Source organism: Methanobrevibacter arboriphilus (assembly GCF_019669925.1).
GTDB classification, from domain to species: domain Archaea; phylum Methanobacteriota; class Methanobacteria; order Methanobacteriales; family Methanobacteriaceae; genus Methanobinarius; species Methanobinarius arboriphilus_A.
In genome coordinates this window covers 1,914,520-1,933,601 of sequence record NZ_AP019779.1, presented here as the reverse complement: position 1 = coordinate 1,933,601, position 19,082 = coordinate 1,914,520, and the positions used below count along the sequence as shown (strand labels likewise).

17 protein-coding genes are annotated in these 19,082 nt (G+C 24.6%); 9 read left to right on the top strand and 8 right to left on the bottom strand.

The genetic code is table 11. The features are described from left to right. Positions 1-45: 45 nt before the first annotated feature. The 6 genes from MarbSA_RS08455 to MarbSA_RS08430 all read right to left on the bottom strand — a co-directional run bounded on the left by MarbSA_RS08455 (position 46) and on the right by MarbSA_RS08430 (position 7,074). The gene (locus MarbSA_RS08455) at positions 46-1,119 is read right to left on the bottom strand and encodes a rod shape-determining protein (protein WP_221061406.1); all 1,074 of its coding nucleotides are present in this window, start codon (positions 1,117-1,119) and stop codon (positions 46-48) included. Between the two features lie 181 nt (positions 1,120-1,300). Beyond that, a complete protein-coding gene (locus tag MarbSA_RS08450; protein WP_042703240.1) occupies positions 1,301-1,933 on the bottom strand; it encodes a hypothetical protein in 633 nt (210 codons plus the stop codon). Positions 1,934-2,400: 467 nt separating this feature from the next. After that, positions 2,401-2,799, bottom strand: a complete 399-nt coding sequence (locus tag MarbSA_RS08445) for a dihydroneopterin aldolase family protein (protein WP_221061405.1) — start codon at positions 2,797-2,799, stop codon at positions 2,401-2,403. 36 nt (positions 2,800-2,835) lie between these two features. Further along, a complete protein-coding gene (locus MarbSA_RS08440) occupies positions 2,836-3,510 on the bottom strand; it encodes a class E sortase (RefSeq protein WP_221062080.1) in 675 nt (224 codons plus the stop codon). Between the two features lie 485 nt (positions 3,511-3,995). Next, positions 3,996-6,203, bottom strand: coding sequence for a DUF515 domain-containing protein (locus MarbSA_RS08435; RefSeq protein ID WP_221061404.1), 2,208 nt, complete (start codon positions 6,201-6,203; stop codon positions 3,996-3,998). Positions 6,204-6,339: 136 nt separating this feature from the next. Then, positions 6,340-7,074, bottom strand: a complete 735-nt coding sequence (locus MarbSA_RS08430) for an archaetidylserine synthase (RefSeq protein WP_221061403.1) — start codon at positions 7,072-7,074, stop codon at positions 6,340-6,342. A 593-nt stretch (positions 7,075-7,667) separates the two neighbouring features. Here MarbSA_RS08430 and MarbSA_RS08425 point away from each other — a divergent pair. The 8 genes from MarbSA_RS08425 to MarbSA_RS08390 all read left to right on the top strand — a co-directional run bounded on the left by MarbSA_RS08425 (position 7,668) and on the right by MarbSA_RS08390 (position 15,236). Then, positions 7,668-8,387, top strand: coding sequence for a CPBP family glutamic-type intramembrane protease (locus MarbSA_RS08425; protein ID WP_221061402.1), 720 nt, complete (start codon positions 7,668-7,670; stop codon positions 8,385-8,387). A 496-nt stretch (positions 8,388-8,883) separates the two neighbouring features. Continuing rightward, positions 8,884-9,519 carry a ribonuclease HII gene (rnhB, locus tag MarbSA_RS08420; protein ID WP_054835944.1) on the top strand — a complete coding sequence of 212 codons (636 nt, stop codon included), beginning with the start codon at positions 8,884-8,886 and terminating at the stop codon, positions 9,517-9,519. Positions 9,520-10,039: 520 nt separating this feature from the next. Beyond that, positions 10,040-10,888: a MotA/TolQ/ExbB proton channel family protein gene (locus MarbSA_RS08415; protein ID WP_054835882.1), complete on the top strand. Its 849-nt coding sequence runs from the start codon at positions 10,040-10,042 to the stop codon at positions 10,886-10,888. A 19-nt stretch (positions 10,889-10,907) separates the two neighbouring features. Further along, a complete protein-coding gene (locus tag MarbSA_RS08410) occupies positions 10,908-11,312 on the top strand; it encodes an ExbD/TolR family protein (RefSeq protein ID WP_042703225.1) in 405 nt (134 codons plus the stop codon). Between the two features lie 333 nt (positions 11,313-11,645). Then, complete coding sequence (locus MarbSA_RS08405; protein ID WP_054835941.1) at positions 11,646-12,272, top strand: IMP cyclohydrolase; 627 nt, start codon at positions 11,646-11,648, stop codon at positions 12,270-12,272. A gap of 116 nt (positions 12,273-12,388) precedes the next feature. Beyond that, positions 12,389-13,153: a coenzyme F420-0:L-glutamate ligase gene (locus MarbSA_RS08400; RefSeq protein ID WP_221061401.1), complete on the top strand. Its 765-nt coding sequence runs from the start codon at positions 12,389-12,391 to the stop codon at positions 13,151-13,153. Between the two features lie 176 nt (positions 13,154-13,329). Further along, entirely contained in the window at positions 13,330-14,565 is a 1,236-nt protein-coding gene (locus MarbSA_RS08395) for a molybdenum cofactor synthesis domain-containing protein (RefSeq protein WP_221061400.1), read from the top strand. A gap of 206 nt (positions 14,566-14,771) precedes the next feature. Further along, complete coding sequence (locus MarbSA_RS08390) at positions 14,772-15,236, top strand: GyrI-like domain-containing protein (protein ID WP_042703220.1); 465 nt, start codon at positions 14,772-14,774, stop codon at positions 15,234-15,236. Positions 15,237-15,509: 273 nt separating this feature from the next. Here the strand turns inward: MarbSA_RS08390 and MarbSA_RS08385 are convergent, their stop codons facing one another. Further along, positions 15,510-16,484, bottom strand: a complete 975-nt coding sequence (locus MarbSA_RS08385; protein WP_221061399.1) for a DNA cytosine methyltransferase — start codon at positions 16,482-16,484, stop codon at positions 15,510-15,512. Between the two features lie 376 nt (positions 16,485-16,860). Here MarbSA_RS08385 and MarbSA_RS08380 point away from each other — a divergent pair, with 376 nt between their 5' ends. Then, positions 16,861-17,817: a HaeIII family restriction endonuclease gene (locus tag MarbSA_RS08380; RefSeq protein WP_221061398.1), complete on the top strand. Its 957-nt coding sequence runs from the start codon at positions 16,861-16,863 to the stop codon at positions 17,815-17,817. Between the two features lie 439 nt (positions 17,818-18,256). On the opposite strand, the gene MarbSA_RS08375 is transcribed toward MarbSA_RS08380, so the two are convergent. Further along, the gene (locus MarbSA_RS08375) at positions 18,257-19,006 is read right to left on the bottom strand and encodes a hypothetical protein (RefSeq protein ID WP_221061397.1); all 750 of its coding nucleotides are present in this window, start codon (positions 19,004-19,006) and stop codon (positions 18,257-18,259) included. Between the last annotated feature and the right edge of the window lie 76 nt (positions 19,007-19,082).

The following is a 19,082-nucleotide window of genomic DNA, read 5'->3' as shown; positions in this document are numbered from 1 at the left end:
AAAATAATGAAAAATTTAAAAATGTATAATAAAAACTATATTTAATTATTTCATAGCTTTTAAACGAACTTCAGGCTCTAAAGCTCTTGGTTCAGCTGCAACAATAGCTGCACCTTTAGCTACAACAGTCATCGGATCCTCAGAAATAGATACTGGAATTGATAATTCATCACAGATTCTTTCTTTAAGACCTCTTAACTGAGAACTTCCACCAACAGCAACACTATTATGATAAACACCAGTTATTAACTCTGGAGAAAGTCTTTCTAATACAAGATTTAAACCATTAATAATTTCCTGTATTATTGGTTCAGCAGCATCAGCTACAAGTAAAGAATCAATCACAACTTTTTTAGGCCTGTTAGTTTCAATAGACTTACCAATGATTTCAGTAGTTTGAACTTCTAAATCTTCACCACAATGGAACATACCCACTTTAATTTTCGCAGCTTCAGCATCATGTATACCAATTCCAACATTATATTTCTCTTTAACAAGATCTACAATATTATTATCAATATCATCTCCACCAACTCTAACGGTTTCAATATCAGTTATTCCACCAAGAGAAATAACAACTAAATCGGTAGAACCTGCGCCAATATCAACAACCATAGTTCCATCAGGTTCCGCAATAGGTAATCCCGCTCCAATAGCAGCAGCTAATCCTTCACTAATAACTAAAATATAATTTGCACCAGCATCTTTACCAATTTTTTCAACAGCACCTCTTTCTACCTCAGAAGAATCCCCAGGAATACCAATAACAATTCTACCAACAGATTCGCCCTCTTTAATGCCTATTTCCATAGCTTTAACAAGTAATGCTTGAGCTTGAGCAATACTTTCAATAACACCTTTTCTTAAAGGTCTAAGTGCTACAATATCTTCAGGAGTTCTTCCAAGCATTAATTTAGCCTCTTCACCAACAGCTAAAACAGAAGAAGTGTCTTCTTTTTTAACAGCTACAACTGAAGGAATTTGATACAAATCGAATTTATCCCCAGATGGTTTTGCAATTACAGTATTTAAAGTACCTAAATCAATCCCTAAACTATTAGTAATTCCTTTTTTAGGTTCTACTTTTTTATTATTATCATTACTTCCAAATAGTTTCATACTAATTCCTCTTATATTAATTCCTCTTATTAATATCAATTTAATTATTATTTAATTAATTTATTGATTAACAATAATAAATTATAATTAACAATGAATTAAATTATAAATACATAAAAATTTTATTTATTTTAAAATATTTTAAAATAATATTATTTTAAAACTTTATTATTTCAAAATTTTATTTATTTTCAACAATATCTTTGAAATCAATCAAAAATACATTATTCTTATCAGCGATTTTTCTAATTTTCCCAATATCTTCTTCATTTTCAATTGATATAAGAATTGTTGATAAAACAACATCACTCATATTAAATAATGGAGCTAACATGGCCTGTAAAAAATTAGGGAGATTGATTCTTAGATTTAAATCAGTTTCAATAAATCCAGTAGTTTGATCTTCTAATAATATAGAAAATTGAGAATTATTTCTTTCTGCATCTCCTACAAGTTTTTTAAGAGCATCATCTGGAGCCACAAGTAAAGTTAAATTAGGTTCATTACCTACATAAAAAGGAGCAATTTGAATATAAGCCCCTCCATTCTCTTTACAGACATAACTAAGTTCACGTATTTTATCAGAGTCCCCATATAACATGATAAAATCAAATTTTTTATGAACATAAGATTCTTCCAAAGTAATGTGCTCTCTGAAGAGTATCTTAACACGATCTTTAGAAGCTATAGCTGCATAAGCAATATCATTAACTAGTTCTTCATTTCCAGCAACAACACACCATAATTTATCTGAACTTTGTTCATTAGAAACTTTAGCAGCTTTTCTTAGAACTTGTATTTTATCTTCTATCATATGTTCACTTCCTGTGTACAATACACTCCAAAGAGATGTAAATTTAACGATTCTTTAAATTAACAAATTATAGATAATTATTAAGATAAAAGAATAATTAAAAATATTGTAAAACAATTTTATAATGGAAACTTAAATTTAAAATCTTTTTACTCCAAAATATTAAAAATCGAATGAAATTTTTTTAAAATTATGTATTTACCATGTAACATAATAAGATTTATTCTATTAATATTTAAATTTATTCTTTTATAATCTTTATATATTTTTCATTGATAATATATAAATTAACTTAAATTAATTTAACCTAAATTTAAAAATAAAATCTATAAAAATAAGTAAAATATCTATAAAAATAATTAAAATATTTAATTTGTGTTTAAAAAATATAAATCATTGAAAAATATTTTTTAAATAATTTCAACCAACTTTTAACTAATTTTTGACTAACCTTTAATTATTTTCAATTATTTTTGAATATTTTCATTAATATCTTCTTGAATATCTTCAACAAACATTAAAGGATAATTTAACTCTTCAATAAACTTCATCCTTATAATAGCTAAAGTTCCATTGACTTTTGAGTAAATTTTAACATCTATCATATCCCCAGTTAGAGAAGTGTATTCAAATTCAGATATTTCTCTTTCTAAAATATCTAAGTTAATATCCACTTCAACTTTTTCAATAGCTGGTTGAAGAGAAAGTGATTCCTCAATAGCAATTTTTAAACTATTTGCAGTCTCTTTATTTACAGGAGTACCAATAAATTGGTGAAAAAGAGCACCCATACTAATTGCTCCTTCAAATATAGCTCTTTCTCTAAAAGTAATATTAGAAAAAAATTCTTTTTCAACATTTAACATAAAAAATTCACCATAAATAACATTTCAATTTTCAAATCAAGTACTAAAGTCTCCGTTTAACCAATTAATTTTAGAAGCTATTATATCTGGATCAAACGGAACAAAGTATGCAAAGAATAAAGCTCCAGATATAATTAATACAGCAATTAAAATAAACAATCTGTCCTCTTTAATTGGATAAAAGTATGAAAGAATTAAACCCAAACCTAAAAATAATAAGCAAATTATTAAAGCATTTTGAGTATTAGGATTTTCTTTTGTAATTGTCTCATTTAATGGACCCAAACTACTCATATCACCAGTAATTATCAATCTATTAGTTGTAAATCCTGGAGGATCGCAGGTGATTAAATATAATCTTTGAGTATCATTATGCACAGGTAATAAATAGCTAGCTGGAACTATGGTTGAGTTTTTAACTATATAATTAACTTGACCTATTCCAGGCCATTCCAAAGTCACTATATCTCCTGATTTAAGCTCATTTAACCGCAAAAAAGGAGAACTATAACTTGTCCTATGGCCAAATAGGATAACATCTCCCTTTGTAGGAAGTTTGGAAACTTCTTCATGATAAACACCCTGAGAAATAGAAACATTATTAATTTTCTCATTTACCCCTATAGAGGGAATTAAAACCACAGGGGATGAAAGGTCTTTCTCAATTGACAACTTTGATGAGTAGTATGAAACTTCTAGTAAAGCATACATCCCCACTACTAAAAGACCTATAATAACCACAACTGTTGCAAGTTTTACCAAAATATCACCAATATAGTAAACAATAACTATCACTAATATAAATAAATTTAACTATATAACATTTTACTGTTTAACATTAATAATCAAACATAACAAGAATCAAACATGATAACAAGCACAAATAATTATAAACCTCGTTATTAGATAAATATATTAGATAAGACTTATTAAAATATTTATAATAATTATTAGGTCATTATATAAGTTATGATTATAAAATAAGTTAAAATTATCCATTAAAATTCAATATTATATGATCTATATAAAATTATATAATCCTATATTAATTATATGTTATATATATCATATGTACTATAAAATTATATTTGTTTTAATACTAATATACAGCTAAGTATTACTAATACAAACAACATTATTATATTTATTAAATTAGTTAGTGAACTAATTTAGATTACTTATAATTATTTATAGATTTAACTAGAATATGCCTGTTTTAACTCATTTATCATCCAATTAGGAGCATTTGAAGTAGGTATAGTTAAGACTATATTATCCATATTATTTATAACATGAGATACATCTTCTCTTGGAACTTCTATTAATAATAAATACTGAACATCAATTTCCCCCAAGCTAGACTTTCGCTCATAATCAGAGAGTTTTAAGCCATATTTATTTAAAATAGAAGCAAAGTGATCCTCATTATATCCTCCAGAAATTGATCCCCTAATCATTTCTTCAACATCAGTGGAAAATGAGTTACTGTTTTCGATTTGATTTGTATCATTCCCATTGATTAAAGTTCTAGATTTAATATAATTAGCATCTATAACACCACTATCTTTTGACCTCATAATAGCAAGAACTGTAGAACCACTAATATCTGGAGAATTTTCTATTAAGTTAGAATTTTTATTGTTATTTGTTGAATCAGAATTTTGATTATTAATCTCATTACTAGAATCATTACTAGAAATATTAGATTCTTTTGTAGAATCCTCTTCATTGGGTTGAATTTGATAGCTATTATTAGATAAAGTGTAAATATCAACAACAGAACCTACTGAGATTAATCCAGCTCCTGCCTGTAACCTATCAATCAAAATAGGAACTGCAACAGTATCTGGCTTTTCAAATACAATATTAGATAATACATTAGCATCATTTTCAGTTATAAATAAACTAGCATCATTTACATCCATTATAACATTTTTAAGATTACCATTATTATTAACCCCCATACTGAAGTCTTTATTATAATCTTTACTAGAATCAAGATTTTTTTCAGTATTCCCAATAGAAATACCCTGTTCATTTGTGCCATAATTTAGCATAACTCTATCAAAAGCATCTTTAGTTTTATTTATCTGTTTACTATGATATTCTCTCCACGAAATAGTAGCAGGTCTTAAAACATCAATAGCCTTTACCTCTTCAGGAGATTTAGCTAATTCGATTTCTGAAGTAAGTACTAAAACATTGCTATCAAGAGCAAGAGGTCCATTAAAAAGAGAATTTAATTCATTTAGTTTATTAGTCTTAGCTGTGGACAAATCATTTTGATAAGGTTGATAAAATAAAAAATAGTAAGAAGAAAATAATACAACAATAATTATTAAACCAAAAATAGCTGCACCAATGATTGTCTTTGGCTCATCATTATCTTTATTAATACTCCTAATTTTATTATTAATATTATTACTACTAATATCATTATCAGGATTATTACTACTAATACTATCATCAGAAGTATTAATATTGTCCTTAATATTGGTATTATCAATATTATTTAAATTATTAATACTTTTATTGAATAAATTTTTAATACGTCTAATAGAGTATTTATTTTGTTTTATATCTTTAATATTTTTTTTTGATTTAATTCTTTGGGATTTAATTCTTTTTGATTTATTTTTTTCTGATTTGATTCTTTCTAATTCGACTTTTCCTAGTTTAATTCTTCCTGATTCAATTTTTCCAAGTTTAATTTTATTAATATTTTCAATCTCATCTAAATAATTATGATTAAATTTATCAGAGCTAATTTTATTATTTTTAGCTTTATCCAAATTATTATGATTGTTCGGATTATTAATTGAATTGTTATTAATTGAATTAATATTATTTAAATTATCATTTTGATTATTATTTAAATTATTGTTTGAATTATTATTTAAATTATTATTTAAATCATTATAACTATGGCTGTGATTATTTATGAAATTTTTTCTGATACTTTTAATATTTTGTATAGCATCAATATTTTTTTTATCATAACCCTTTTTATTATTCGATTTATCTGATTTCTTACGTTTATTATGTTTATTATGTTTATTATGTTCCTTATGTTCTTCATGTTCTTTATTGTCATTAGATTTATCATATTTACTATAGCCATAAACATCATAATCCCTATAATCAGAATAATCAACATCATCATATTTATCAAATTTATTATTATCAGTATTTTTCTTTAATTTATTTTCTAAAAAATTTTTATTTTTAAAACTATATTCTAAATTATTAATAAATTTTAATGATCTTAATTTATCCATTGAAGTAGAATTAAATGATTTTAATCTGCTGAATAATTTCAATTTACTGGATAATTTCGATTTATTTAGTAATTTTAATTTATTAATATCAAATTTAGAATTATTTTTTTCACCATCATCTTTCAAATTACCAAACCTCTATTGAAAAATAGAATGTTATCATAGAGGAAAGGAAGCTAGAAGATTATAAATACTTTTTCATTTGTATATTTAAGATATTATTTGTATTAACCAAAAATACCTAAACATTGAAAAATAATAATTATTTCTTAAAGATATGCTTAATTATTCCCATAAAAATATATAATATAGTCATTATAAAAATAATAGTTGCAGGAATATTTATACCCATATAAACTAATTTATATGGAGCGATAGTTAAAATAACCAATATTGCACAAATAAGCAATATTTTTGGATTATTCAGTTTTGAATATCTAATATTACTTATCATTAAAAATCCAACTATTATCATTAGAAACATAGCCAAATATATATTAAAAAACCCAGTTAATATAAATGAAGCCAAAATGATTCCTGCAGTTGGAATAGGTACTCCAATAAACCCATTAAATTCTATCTTCTCAGCAATAACATTAAAACGAGTAAGACGTAATACTCCACAAATAACCACAAATAATGATATAATAGCTAATAAATAATCCAAATAATGAATTTGACTAGATAAGCCTAAGATTTCAATATAAATTTTTCCTGAACAATACAAAAGTATTCCTGGAGCAACACCAAAAGAAACAATATCAGATAAAGAATCAATGTTTTTCCCAAAACCATGATTATCAACTCTAGATAATTTTCTAGCTACCCATCCATCTAAAGAGTCAAAGACTAGTGCAATAATTATGAAAGTTGAAGAAATAAATATCTGGTTATTTATAGCCATCAAAATCGCTAAAAATCCAAATGATAAATTCAACAATGAAATCAGATCAGGCACTGCCATAAAACATCCTATATTAGTTTTTTTTAATTCCATAATTTGACTCCTAAAAATGTTTTTATTTTGATTATTTATTAATATTTGCTTTTAAATACCTTAAAAAAGATAATAAAGAAACAAATTATTTAAAACAAGTAAATTAAATCATATAAAATAAATTAAACAGTTTTAAATAAATGTTGTATTAGTCTTTATATTTGTATTATTCTTTATATTTTCAATTTGAATAGTTATAGTTTAAATTCGAAGATAATTATTCTATTATTATAAACTTGTTAATAAATGAGATAAATAGATTTTGTATCACTTTTTTTAAAAAAAAATATAAAAAAAAATATAAAAAAAAATATAAAAAAAATATAAAAAGATATAAAAAGATATGTTAAGCACATTAATAAAAATAACATTTATAAAAAAATAACCTATTATTGTAAAAGTTATTGAAAAATTATAAAAACTCTTAAAAGTATAATTAAAATTCAAAAACTTTGTAAAAGTTCAAATTAAAACTTAAAAATAAAAATTATAGAAAATTAGTTATTTATTGCATATCTGTTTAGAGATATATTAATATTTTTTAGTAATATATTAATATAATGAAAAAATCAATAATAGATAGGGTGATTAAAATGAAAGATTTAAGTGAAAAAGACTTTTTTAAATTTGAAAGAAAAAAATTAGATTTCCCATTCTATAATGATAATCCCAACTTAAGCATTCCAAGATGGATTCTTTTAGCAATATCAGTTATAATACCTTTTATATTAATTTTCACGCCTCATTCAATTGGAGGGCGCTTTGAAAATTTGCTATATTTTATACTGCCTTTTTTATTTTTTGGTATTGTAGCAAACTGGAAATATGATTTAATATGTAAAAAATTTCAAAAAAATGATTTTAAGTTAATTCCAATCTTAATAATCCTAGAATTTATTTTCTCAATTGCTGTAGGATTTATCATGATGCATATTTTTAACATGCATATACAAAGTAATCCTGCTCTTACAGAGTTAAATTCATTGTTTTTCTGGGTATTATTCCCTTTCCAGATTTTTGGTGAAGAGCTATTGAAAATTATACCATTTTTAATATTTTTAACAATTTTTTACAAAGTTACTGAAAATAGAAAGATAAGCATAGTTATTTCAACAATAATTGTTTTAATAATATTTGGATTAATACATTTACCTGCTTATGATAATTTAATTTCTGTATTACTTATTCAAGGATTAGGATCAATATTTACAATGTTTGCTTATTTGAAAACAAAGAACATTTTTGTATCCTTTTTAACACACTTAATCTATGATACAATAACATTTTTACCAGTTTTACTAATATTATTATAAAAATATAATCCTAATTATAATCATTATAATAACTATTATAATAACCTTAATTATTTATTATTATATTATTATAGTTATAAATAGTATTATAATCTAATAATTTATAAAGAAATTATACAAATTTAATTATAATAAATTTAATTATAATAAATTTAATTATTATAAAAATAATTATAAAATAATTATAAATTATAGAAATAATTATAGAAATATTAGAAAATAATTTGTATAAATAATCAAGATTAAAATATTAATTCAAAAATATTAGTAAAATAAATAGTATAAATATTAAAATAAATTATATAAACTTATTAGAAATAATTTTATTAGATTTTAAATCAAATTATTTTTCATTAATTTTTTATATTTTAATATTATTTTCATATTTTTTATTTTTTATTAATCCTTTATTAATTATTTATTAATCCTTTATTAATTATTTATTAATTCTTTATTATATTGTTTTTACAACTTCAGAATAATCAATGGTGAACAAATGAACATTTTAGGAATAGATGAAGCAGGGAGAGGTCCTGTAATTGGTCCATTAATAGTTGCAGGAATTGTAATTCCTGATGAGAAGGTTCCTGTATTAGAAAGAATGGGTATAAAAGATTCAAAGAAATTAACACCAACACGAAGAAAAGTTTTATCTCGAAAATTGAAAAATATGTTTGAATATGAAACTGTTGAAATAACAGCCCAAGACATTGATAAATTAAGAGCAAATGATGTTAATTTAAATGAAATAGAGAAAATAGCTATGTTAAAAATTATTAATCAATTAGATTGTGATTGCATAATTATAGATTCTGTTGATGTAAAACCAAAAAGATTAGAAAAGGAAATAAAATCTATTACAGGAAGCACTAATGTTATATCTGAACATAAAGCAGATGATAAATATATTCAAGTCGCAGCAGCATCCATAATAGCCAAACATGAAAGAGACATGATAATAGAACGTTTGAAAAAGGATTATAGAAAAATAGGAGAAATGGGATCAGGATATCCAAGTGATCCTAAAACTAAAAAGTTTTTAGAAAAATTTACTTACGATGAGATGCCAGATATAGTTAGAAAATCCTGGAAAACAGTTCAAAATATTAAAGAACGTTCTAAAGAGGATTAAATAATTTATAAGTAAATTTCAAATATTATCAACTTTTAAATAATAATCTAATTTTCAAATAATGTTTATATAATTTTTAATAATCTATAGCTAATTCCTGAATAATTTCTTAATAATTTTTAAATAGATATTAAAAATAACTATTAAATAATTATTAAATAATTTTAAATAGTTATTAAATTTAAATATTTATTAAATATAGTTATTAAATAAAATTTTTAAATATATAGTTAAATAAGATAATTGTTAAATAATTATTAAATAAAATAATTTTTAATATAATTTTAATATAATTATATAATTTATAATAATTAGGAGAATATAATTAATAATATTATTTGGGAAAGTAATAATATCATTAATAAAATAGATAATTTATAATATAGAAATTTATTAAGATACAATTTTTTAATATACAAGTTATAATATACAAATTTATAATACCCAAAGATACAATTTTTTAATACATGAACTTATAATATACAAATTTACATTTTATAATAATTAATTAGAGGATAATATGATAATTGAATTTTTAACAGGCCTATTTAATAGTCTTTTAGAGATATTCCAAAGTGGAGGAATAATAACATACATAATAGTTCTTATAGGAATTTATGGTTTACTAACATCAATACAAAAAATACGTTATCTTAGAAGTATAAGTAAATCTGATACTACTGAAATTATGGGAACTGTAATAGAAGCAATGAACAGAGGAGGTGCTATCGAAGCACTGAAATCAATAAGCCATTATAAAAATCCTGTTTCAAAAATTATATCTGAAGCTCTTAAAATAGGATATAAGAATAAAACTGAAGTTGAAGAAGGAATGGAACAAGTTTTCATCGTTGAATTAAGTAAAATGACAAAGGGTCTTAATACTTTAAAAACAATAATTGAACTTGCACCATTTTTAGGACTTATCGGGACAGTAATTGGTATTTGGATGACTTTTAGAACATTGGGAGTTCAGGCAAGTAGTAGTGCAATGGCAGAAGGGATATATATTGCACTTATCACAACAATAGTTGGTTTAGCTACAGCAATTATATTATTACCAATTCAAACATATATAAAAAGTCTCATATCTACAGAAATGGATAAAATAGAGTTAGCTAATAAAATGACTAATTGGAGTTATGCAGTTGCTAAAATTAAAGTTAGTGAAAATGTACCTTGTGCACTAGAAGCATTAAAAGAGGCTGAAGGAATAGTTAACACAAGGGAGATAATTGGAGATGATATTACCCAATCCAACATACAAATATCATTTAAGCCAAGTATGCTTGAAAAAAGTATAAACAATATTATATTAGAAAAATGTGATATAAAATCAGAAATAACCGAAAGTAAATTGAAACAATAAATAACTTATGAGGTATAATATGTCATTAGATATTGAAAGACATAAAGAAAAATTAAAGGATACAAGTCCTCAATTTAATCTTGTTCCATTTATTGATATTTTATTCACACTATTAATATTCTTAGTAGTTACAAGCAGTTTTAGTGGTGCAGGAATCCAAGATGCTGCAGATGGTGCTACAGGAAAACCTAATATAACTGATACAACTGGGAATTCTGAGTATTATTTAATACCAGTAGCAGGTTTAGAGAAGGTTATTGTGAATGGACAGGATATGTCCCCACTTATTAAAGATCATGCCATAGCTGTTCAGACGAAGGTTATTGATGAAGGAGAAATTAGTATAAAACCAAAAGAAAGATCTATTATTATTGTAACACCTCCAGGCATGAGTCCAGAACAAGCAGTGCGTTCTCCACAGTAAATTAGCTAAACTGAAAATTAAACAAAAAATTGAAATATATTTTATTAATAATATTAAGAATATTATTACTAATATAATTATTAATATTTATTATTAATGTTAATATTAATTTTAGTATTTTGATGTTATTATTAATGTTATTATTAATTTTATTACCAGTATTGCTTATATTACTAGCATTGTTTATATTATTAGTGTAGTTTATATTATTAGTGTTGTTTATTACTGTTATTAATATTATTAATGTTATTATCTAATTTAACAGTGAAATAGCAAAAATGAATAAAAAGAATAACAAATAAAGAAATAATAAAAAAATAAAGAGGGAATAAAATGTATTTAGGAAGAATAGTATCCGCAGGAATGAATAAAGAAGGAAATCCATTCATAGCATATAGAGTATCCAGTAGGTCTTTTCCAAATAGAATGGCGAAAAGTTTTGAAGATAAAGCAGCTATCATACCAAAAGAAGGATATGAAACAGATATATTTGAAAATGCATACATAGCTTATAATTGTGTCAAAATCGTTGATAGCATAGCTATAGTTTCTAATGGATCTCATACCGATGTTATAGCAGATAAAATATCTGTAGGAATGAATATAAAAGATGCTTTGACACTATCCTTAATGACAATGGATTATGAAAAAGATGATTATAATACTCCTAGAATAGCAGCAGTTATAAAGCCAAAAACTAATGAAAAAGAATATGAAGGTTATATTGGAATAGTAACTCATGAAAAAATATTAGTTGAGAAAATAAGTAAAAATAAAGCTTTTTTCATATCAACATACGAATGCCAATCACCTAAAGAAGTAGATTTTATAGCAAGTGATTCAGAATCTTCTGCAAAATTCATATTAGATGAAGGTGAATTTGAAAATTTTACAAATCCTGTGGCTTCTGTAGGGTCAGTGTTTGATGGAAAATGGGAAATCAAATCAATAAACTTGTGATTATTTATTAGTTATTATATTTAATTAAAATTATTAAGATATAGAATTAATAAGATATTATTAATAAAATATAGAATTAGTAAGATATTAAATATAAAAAATCAATGGTTTAAATTATGAAATTAGAACTTTTTGGATTAACAGAAATTCCTTTAGTAATAAAAGGAAATAATATTGATGAGTTAATATTATCTTCTCTTAAAAAACAAAAAAACAGCTTGAAAAATGGAGATATAATATTAATAGCAGAGACACTAATATCAAAAGCTGAAGGAAATTATATTGACTTAAAAAAAATAAATCCTAGCTCTAAAGCGAAAAAATTAGCAGAAAAAAGTAAAAAAGATCCAAAACTTGTTGAATCAATAATTAATGAATCTAAAGAAATTATAGCAGTCGGTCCTGATTTTATTATTAGTGAAACTAAACATGGATTTGTTTGTGCAAATGCAGGAATTGATGAATCCAACGTTGAAGAAGGATTAGCCACCCCAATGCCAAAAGACCCTGATAAATCAGCAAAAAAGATTTATGAATCTTTAAAAGATAAAACTGGAAAGAATATAGGGGTCATAATAACTGACACCCAAGGAAGAGCCTTTAGAAATGGAGCAGTAGGAGTAGCTATTGGTTGTATTGGGATTTCACCTCTTTGGAAGCGGGTTGGAGAAAAAGACCTTTATGGACGAGAACTTCAAACTACGGAAATAGGTGTTGCAGATGAATTAGCTGCTGCTGCATCACTTTTAATGGGTCAAGCCAACGAAGGAGTTCCAATAGTAATAATAAGAGGATTTGAAAATTTTGATAAACTAAAAAATACTCAATCAAATATAAAACCATTGATAAGAGAAAAAGAATTTGATGTATTTAGAAATTAATCATTTAAAAAGAATATTCTTATGTAATAAATTATGATTATATAATAAATTATTTTTATATAATAATTTATATTTATATAGTAATTTATGTTTATATATTAATTTATTTTTATAATTTTATAAAATAATTTATTTTTATAAAATAAGTTTATAAAGAGATCTGGAGACAATTAAATATGGGAACTGAGTTTTTAAAAATAAAAGAAGCAGATGAAGCAAAAGAAATCATAAAAAATCTTTTTGATGAACTTTATCCCCAAAAATCAATAAATATTCCTATTGAAGATAGTCATGATCAAGTTATTTTTAAAGATATTGATGCTTTAATGGATCTTCCCCCATTTAATCGCTCACTTATGGATGGATATGCTGTAAAAGCAGAAGATACATTTGGAGCTACTGATGAAGCTCCTAAAATATTAAAGTGTATTGATAGTATTGAAGCAGGTTCATTTAGTGAAAAAACGGTCAAAAATAGAGAATGCATTGAAATAAGTACAGGTGCACCTATCCCAAATGGATCAGATGCAATAGTTATGGTTGAATTTACTGACCGAGAAAATGAAAATGAAAAATATGATAATATTTATATTTTAAAAAGCGTAGCTCCAAATCAAGATGTTGCACTTCAAGGGTCTGATATTAAAAAAGATATGCTACTTTTAAAAGAAAAAACAATTATTAGTCCTGATAAAATAGGCGTTTTAGCAGGTCAAGGTATAAAAGAGGTTGAAGTGTTTAAAAAGCCTAAAATCGGAGTAATATCTACTGGAAATGAGCTTGTAATGGAAAATGAATCTATTGAATATGGTAAGATATATGATGTTAATAGCTATTCTATTAAGAATGCAGCTATATCTAATGGGGCTGAAGGTGTTTCTAAAGGAATAGTAAAAGATAATTACCATGAATTAAAAACAAAAATAGAAAATTCACTTAAAGATTCAGATATTGTTGTTTGTTCTGGTGGAACTTCAGCGGGAGTTGGAGATGTATTAAGAAATGTTTTAGAGGATATTGGAGAAGTAATTCTTCATGGAATTTCAGTAAAACCAGGAAAGCCTACAATTATTGGAAAAGTAGGGAAAAAAATTGTTATTGGACTTCCAGGAAATCCTGTATCAGCATTAATCATTTTTTATGTTTTTATAATACCAAACATTAGGAGAATAGCTGGAAAACCTGGAGAAAGTAATGCAAAAGTTAATGTTACTTTATCCAAAAGGATTCATTCACCAAAAGGAAGAATGCATTATAGTTTAGTACATATAAAAGAAGATCTTGCTTATCCTATTATAAAAGACTCTGGTGCAATTACATCTCTTGCTCATGCAGATGGATATATAAAGATTCCAAAAAATGTAGAGCTTTTAGATGAAGGGGAAAAAGTTACAGTCACACTTTTTAAATAAGATTAACAAATTAAACAAAATTAAATTAAGATAATATAAGACATCAATTATAAGATAAATTAACAATAAGGCAAATTAAATAATGAAAGATAAATCATAATAAAATATGAAAGATAAATAAGATATAAAAGATAAATAAGATATGAAAGATAAATTAAATAATGATAATATAAATTATAGTAAAATAAATTAAATATGGTGAAAAAATGGAAATAGAAGACAAAATAATTGAAGAGGAAAGATTAGCTATAATTAATTATAAAGGAAATGTTGAAGATATGGGTATACTTATTGCAAAGTTACTTTCATGGGCAGAAGCTAACAAGGTTAAGGTTGTTGGAAGTCCATTTTCTATTTATTTTACTAGTCCTCAAAACACAAAACCTGATGAAATGGTTTATGATATAGGAATTCCTGTTTCAAAAGATACTGAACTTAGTGAAGAAGGTGAAATAAAAGTAGTGGAACTTTTAGAACATAGAGTTATATCAATTATTCATAAAGGATCTTATGAAACATTAAGTGAATCTTATAAAGAAATGGTTGAATATTCAATTAAACACGATTATGATATTATTGGTTCTCCTAAAGAAATTTATATCAATAGCCCTCATGAAGTTCAAGAAGAAGAGTTACTTACTGAAATTCAATTTCCAGTCATAAAAATGTAGGTTTCCATTCAGTTTTCTATTGTTTTTGACATACTTTTTTATTTTTTCTTATTACGGAAAAAATAGTATAATTTTTCATTTGAAAATTGCTAAAAAAATTTATATAACATAAATAACAATATAGTAAACTGATGAGAGGCACATGTCTTATAGTTAGCTTATTAATTAGCTACTCACATTTTATTTTTATATATTTAAATTATGTCTGCTAGTAACATTTTATTTACTATTTTTATAATAAAATATTTTAATTTTTGATATAATAGTCTTTTTTTAATCTATAAACTTTTTGATTTGCATTGCAATAGCTTCAGATAGTTTCACTGGAACAGCATTCCCTATCATTTTATATCCATCATTAATATTATTATAATAAAAAATAAAATCATCTGGGAATGTCTGGATTCTCGCACATTCTCTTACAGAAAGTCTCCTATATGGTTTTGGTGATTCTGGGTCAAATATTCTTTTATCTTTATCAACTTTAATCATAGTATTGGCTTGTGGATGACAAGGTGCATGTCTTCCTCCTGCTTGAATTGTAAAAGATTGTTCATCCCAGTTTCTTACTCTGTTTCTTGACATATACATTGAAGAAAAATCTCCACCCATATATTCATGATTATGTATTTTTAAGTTATTATTATGTTTATTTTTATCTTTTGCAGCCAAAGGTTCTGGTAAATCACCTATAGATTCTTTTAAAGTGATTTTTTTCTTTAAAGGTTTTGGGAATGTGAATTTTTTATCAAATTCATCTCTAAAACCAATAATAATAACTCTTTTTCTATCCTGTGGCACACCATAATCACTAGCATTCAAGACTTCATATGAAACATTATACCCAATACTTTTTAAAGAATTTATAAACTTTAAGAATTCATTTTCATGAGTTCTACATATCATACCTGGAACATTTTCAGTTAAAAAAAACAAAGGCTTTTTAGCTTTGATTAAACGGAAATAATCATATAATAATTGTCCTCTAGGGTCTTTTATTCCCTTCATTCCACCTGCAAGACTCCAACTTTGACAAGGAGGTCCACCAACAAAACCTATAACATCATCAGGAACATGACCTGGTTTTATATGTTCTATGGATTTTCTATTAATTTTAATATTATGATTTTTTTCAAAGGTTTCCCAACATCCTTTCCAGTTATCATTTGCAAACACAAAGTCAAAACCTGCATTTTTAAAACCTAAATCTAAGCCTCCAGCCCCTGAAAAAAACGATGCAACTTTCATTTTATCATACCTTATCAAAACAAAATCTACTAATTTAATCTGACTTAGTGTTTTTTGTTTTTTATAATATTAATTTATAAATTAATCATATATTAATTTTTCTTATTTTTTAAAATTTACTTTGAAAGGTACAAAAACAATTAATTTTGTTTTTTACAAAGAAAACACTAACAACTTGATTTAATAATAAAAAATGATTATGTAATATCTGAAATAAAGTATAATATCGTAATATTTATTAATACTATATACTAAACAATTTATTATATATTAAAAGACTAAATTTTTGGAATTTATCAAAACTACTTAGAATTGATATTATGATTATTATTTTATTAAATATGGGTGTTTGATTATTGAATAGGGAGAAGGTTATATGGCAAATAGGAGCAATATTTTAGGAAGAGCATTTGAATATGCCTGTATAAATACATTTGAAAAAGAAATATCGAAATTTCGTCAGGTACAAGTTGAAAAAAATAGTAGTTATGAAGCTACTCGTCGTGCTTGGAATGAAACTGATGAAACTGAAAAAAAATCATTATGTTCAAGTGCATTAGCCAGTGTGAAAACTATCTTTGAATTAGAACCATTAATTATAGAAGTTGATGAAGATACTTTAGATTTAAAAATACAAAGCGACCAAGAAGGTGTGATAGGGGATGTTCGAGATGTTCTATTTATAAGAAATGGAATAGAATGGGAAATAGGACTTAGTGTAAAGCACAATCACTTTGCAGTTAAACATAGTCGACTATCAAAAAATCTTGATTTTGGAGATAAATGGTTTGGAATAAAATGTTCGAACCAATACTGGGAAGACATAGAGCCGATATTTTCTAATTTAGAAAAAGAAAAGGAATTGGGAACAAAATGGAAAGATTTACCTTCAAAATGGGATGATGTGTATGAACCATTGCTTCAAGCATTTCTTGATGAATTAAATAGAAGTTACAAAATTCACGGAAATATTATTCCATCTAAAATGGTTGAATATTTGCTTGGGCATTTTGATTTCTACAAGGTTATTGGAATTGATAGTAAGAAAGTAACCGAGATTCAAACATTTAATCTACGAGGAACACTTAATAAAAGTAGTAAACAGCAAAAACCAGAAATAACAATCCCTACTTCAAATTTACCAAGTAGGATTATTTGTGCTGATTTCAAGCCAGACCATAAAAATGTTATAGAAGTATTTTTTGATGCAGGGTGGCAATTTAAGTTTAGAATCCATAATGCATCATCTAAAGTTGAAACTAGTTTGAAATTTGATATTGAGATTATTGGTATGCCAACAACAATTATTGTAATGAAATGTAGGTGGAGATAGAATTATATGAATTTAAATTAACCCAAAAAGGAAATATTATTAAAAAATTGATTACTTTATAAATATTGAATAACTAGAGCGTTTATATTATGTTAAATGCATAAAAACTAATTAAAATAGAAAATATAGTAGATAAAGAAATATTGGAATTAAATGGTGGTGAAACAGAACTTTTTAACTAGAAAAATGCACTGAATTCTTAGAATACTTTGAAAATAAAACAAAAAAAGAATTCATAAAAATAAAAGAGATTAATTTGAAAGAAAGAATGTTCAATACTTTAAATTCATTTTCAGAAGAATATGAAAATTTTAAAGATTTTATAGAAGATACAAATTAGATATATCAAATTATTCTTGATTAATTAATGAAAATTTATATTGAAAATAAATAATTAAATAAGATATATAGTTTTAGTATAAAAAGGAAATTAAGCTCTTTATAGATTTTTGAGACAAATGCTATCAAATCTACATTCTCTACATAAAGGATTATTTTTTTTACATACTTCTACGCCATGATTCCATATAACATAATCAAAAATTCCAGGAAATTCTGGATTCATTTTTCTAGCTTGTATTATAGCTGATTCTTTATTTTCATTCTTAATAAAACCCATTCTTTTAAATATTCTTTTTAAATGAACATCAGCAGAAATATCAATAGAACTTAAATCAGATATAGGTATTTTGTAATCTCTACGAAGTATATTCACTGCCATTGTGGATATTTTCTGTCCAACACCTTCAAATTCTTGAAACCTTCTTATCAATACACAAGAATGAGGATTATCATTCCATATATTTGAAGCATTCCCCCCATATTTGTTTTTTATATCTTGAATTCCTTTATAAAAATATTTTGCGTTTCTTTTTTTGTACCTATGCAAACTTTTACCTTCAGGACCTTTTTCAAAAATACCATGATAATATTCTAAGTCTTTTTCAGCGAATAAAGAAAAGTCTTTTCCACCTAAACATGAAGCAATTTTATATGGTATTTCCCATGCTTGACTTGCTTTAATATTAGTATCCATTATTGCACCTAAAACAAATAAATGAGGATATTTTTTAAATTCTTCCATGCCTGGGGGCGCTCCTTTAATATTTTCTGGAGGAACCTTCTTTAAAAGTTCTTTGTCTTTTTCTTCACATAATTCTAATAAATATTTCTCTAGTTTTTTAGACATACTATCAATGGTTAATTTCTTTTATTTATATTTTAGTAAATATAAATGAATACTCAAAATTTAACTTCAAATGATA

Excerpts from the sequence above, each read along its gene's own strand:
- MarbSA_RS08455 (WP_221061406.1), bottom strand. The coding sequence starts at position 1,119 with ATGAAACTATTTGGAAGTAATGATAATAATAAAAAAGTAGAACCTAAA.
- MarbSA_RS08450 (WP_042703240.1), bottom strand. The coding sequence starts at position 1,933 with ATGATAGAAGATAAAATACAAGTTCTAAGAAAAGCTGCTAAAGTTTCT.
- MarbSA_RS08445 (WP_221061405.1), bottom strand. The coding sequence starts at position 2,799 with ATGTTAAATGTTGAAAAAGAATTTTTTTCTAATATTACTTTTAGAGAA.
- MarbSA_RS08440 (WP_221062080.1), bottom strand. The coding sequence starts at position 3,510 with ATGTATGCTTTACTAGAAGTTTCATACTACTCATCAAAGTTGTCAATT.
- MarbSA_RS08430 (WP_221061403.1), bottom strand. The coding sequence starts at position 7,074 with ATGGAATTAAAAAAAACTAATATAGGATGTTTTATGGCAGTGCCTGAT.
- MarbSA_RS08425 (WP_221061402.1), top strand. The coding sequence starts at position 7,668 with ATGAAAGATTTAAGTGAAAAAGACTTTTTTAAATTTGAAAGAAAAAAA.
- rnhB (WP_054835944.1), top strand. The coding sequence starts at position 8,884 with ATGAACATTTTAGGAATAGATGAAGCAGGGAGAGGTCCTGTAATTGGT.
- MarbSA_RS08415 (WP_054835882.1), top strand. The coding sequence starts at position 10,040 with ATGATAATTGAATTTTTAACAGGCCTATTTAATAGTCTTTTAGAGATA.
- MarbSA_RS08410 (WP_042703225.1), top strand. The coding sequence starts at position 10,908 with ATGTCATTAGATATTGAAAGACATAAAGAAAAATTAAAGGATACAAGT.
- MarbSA_RS08405 (WP_054835941.1), top strand. The coding sequence starts at position 11,646 with ATGTATTTAGGAAGAATAGTATCCGCAGGAATGAATAAAGAAGGAAAT.
- MarbSA_RS08400 (WP_221061401.1), top strand. The coding sequence starts at position 12,389 with ATGAAATTAGAACTTTTTGGATTAACAGAAATTCCTTTAGTAATAAAA.
- MarbSA_RS08395 (WP_221061400.1), top strand. The coding sequence starts at position 13,330 with ATGGGAACTGAGTTTTTAAAAATAAAAGAAGCAGATGAAGCAAAAGAA.
- MarbSA_RS08390 (WP_042703220.1), top strand. The coding sequence starts at position 14,772 with ATGGAAATAGAAGACAAAATAATTGAAGAGGAAAGATTAGCTATAATT.
- MarbSA_RS08385 (WP_221061399.1), bottom strand. The coding sequence starts at position 16,484 with ATGAAAGTTGCATCGTTTTTTTCAGGGGCTGGAGGCTTAGATTTAGGT.
- MarbSA_RS08380 (WP_221061398.1), top strand. The coding sequence starts at position 16,861 with ATGGCAAATAGGAGCAATATTTTAGGAAGAGCATTTGAATATGCCTGT.
- MarbSA_RS08375 (WP_221061397.1), bottom strand. The coding sequence starts at position 19,006 with ATGTCTAAAAAACTAGAGAAATATTTATTAGAATTATGTGAAGAAAAA.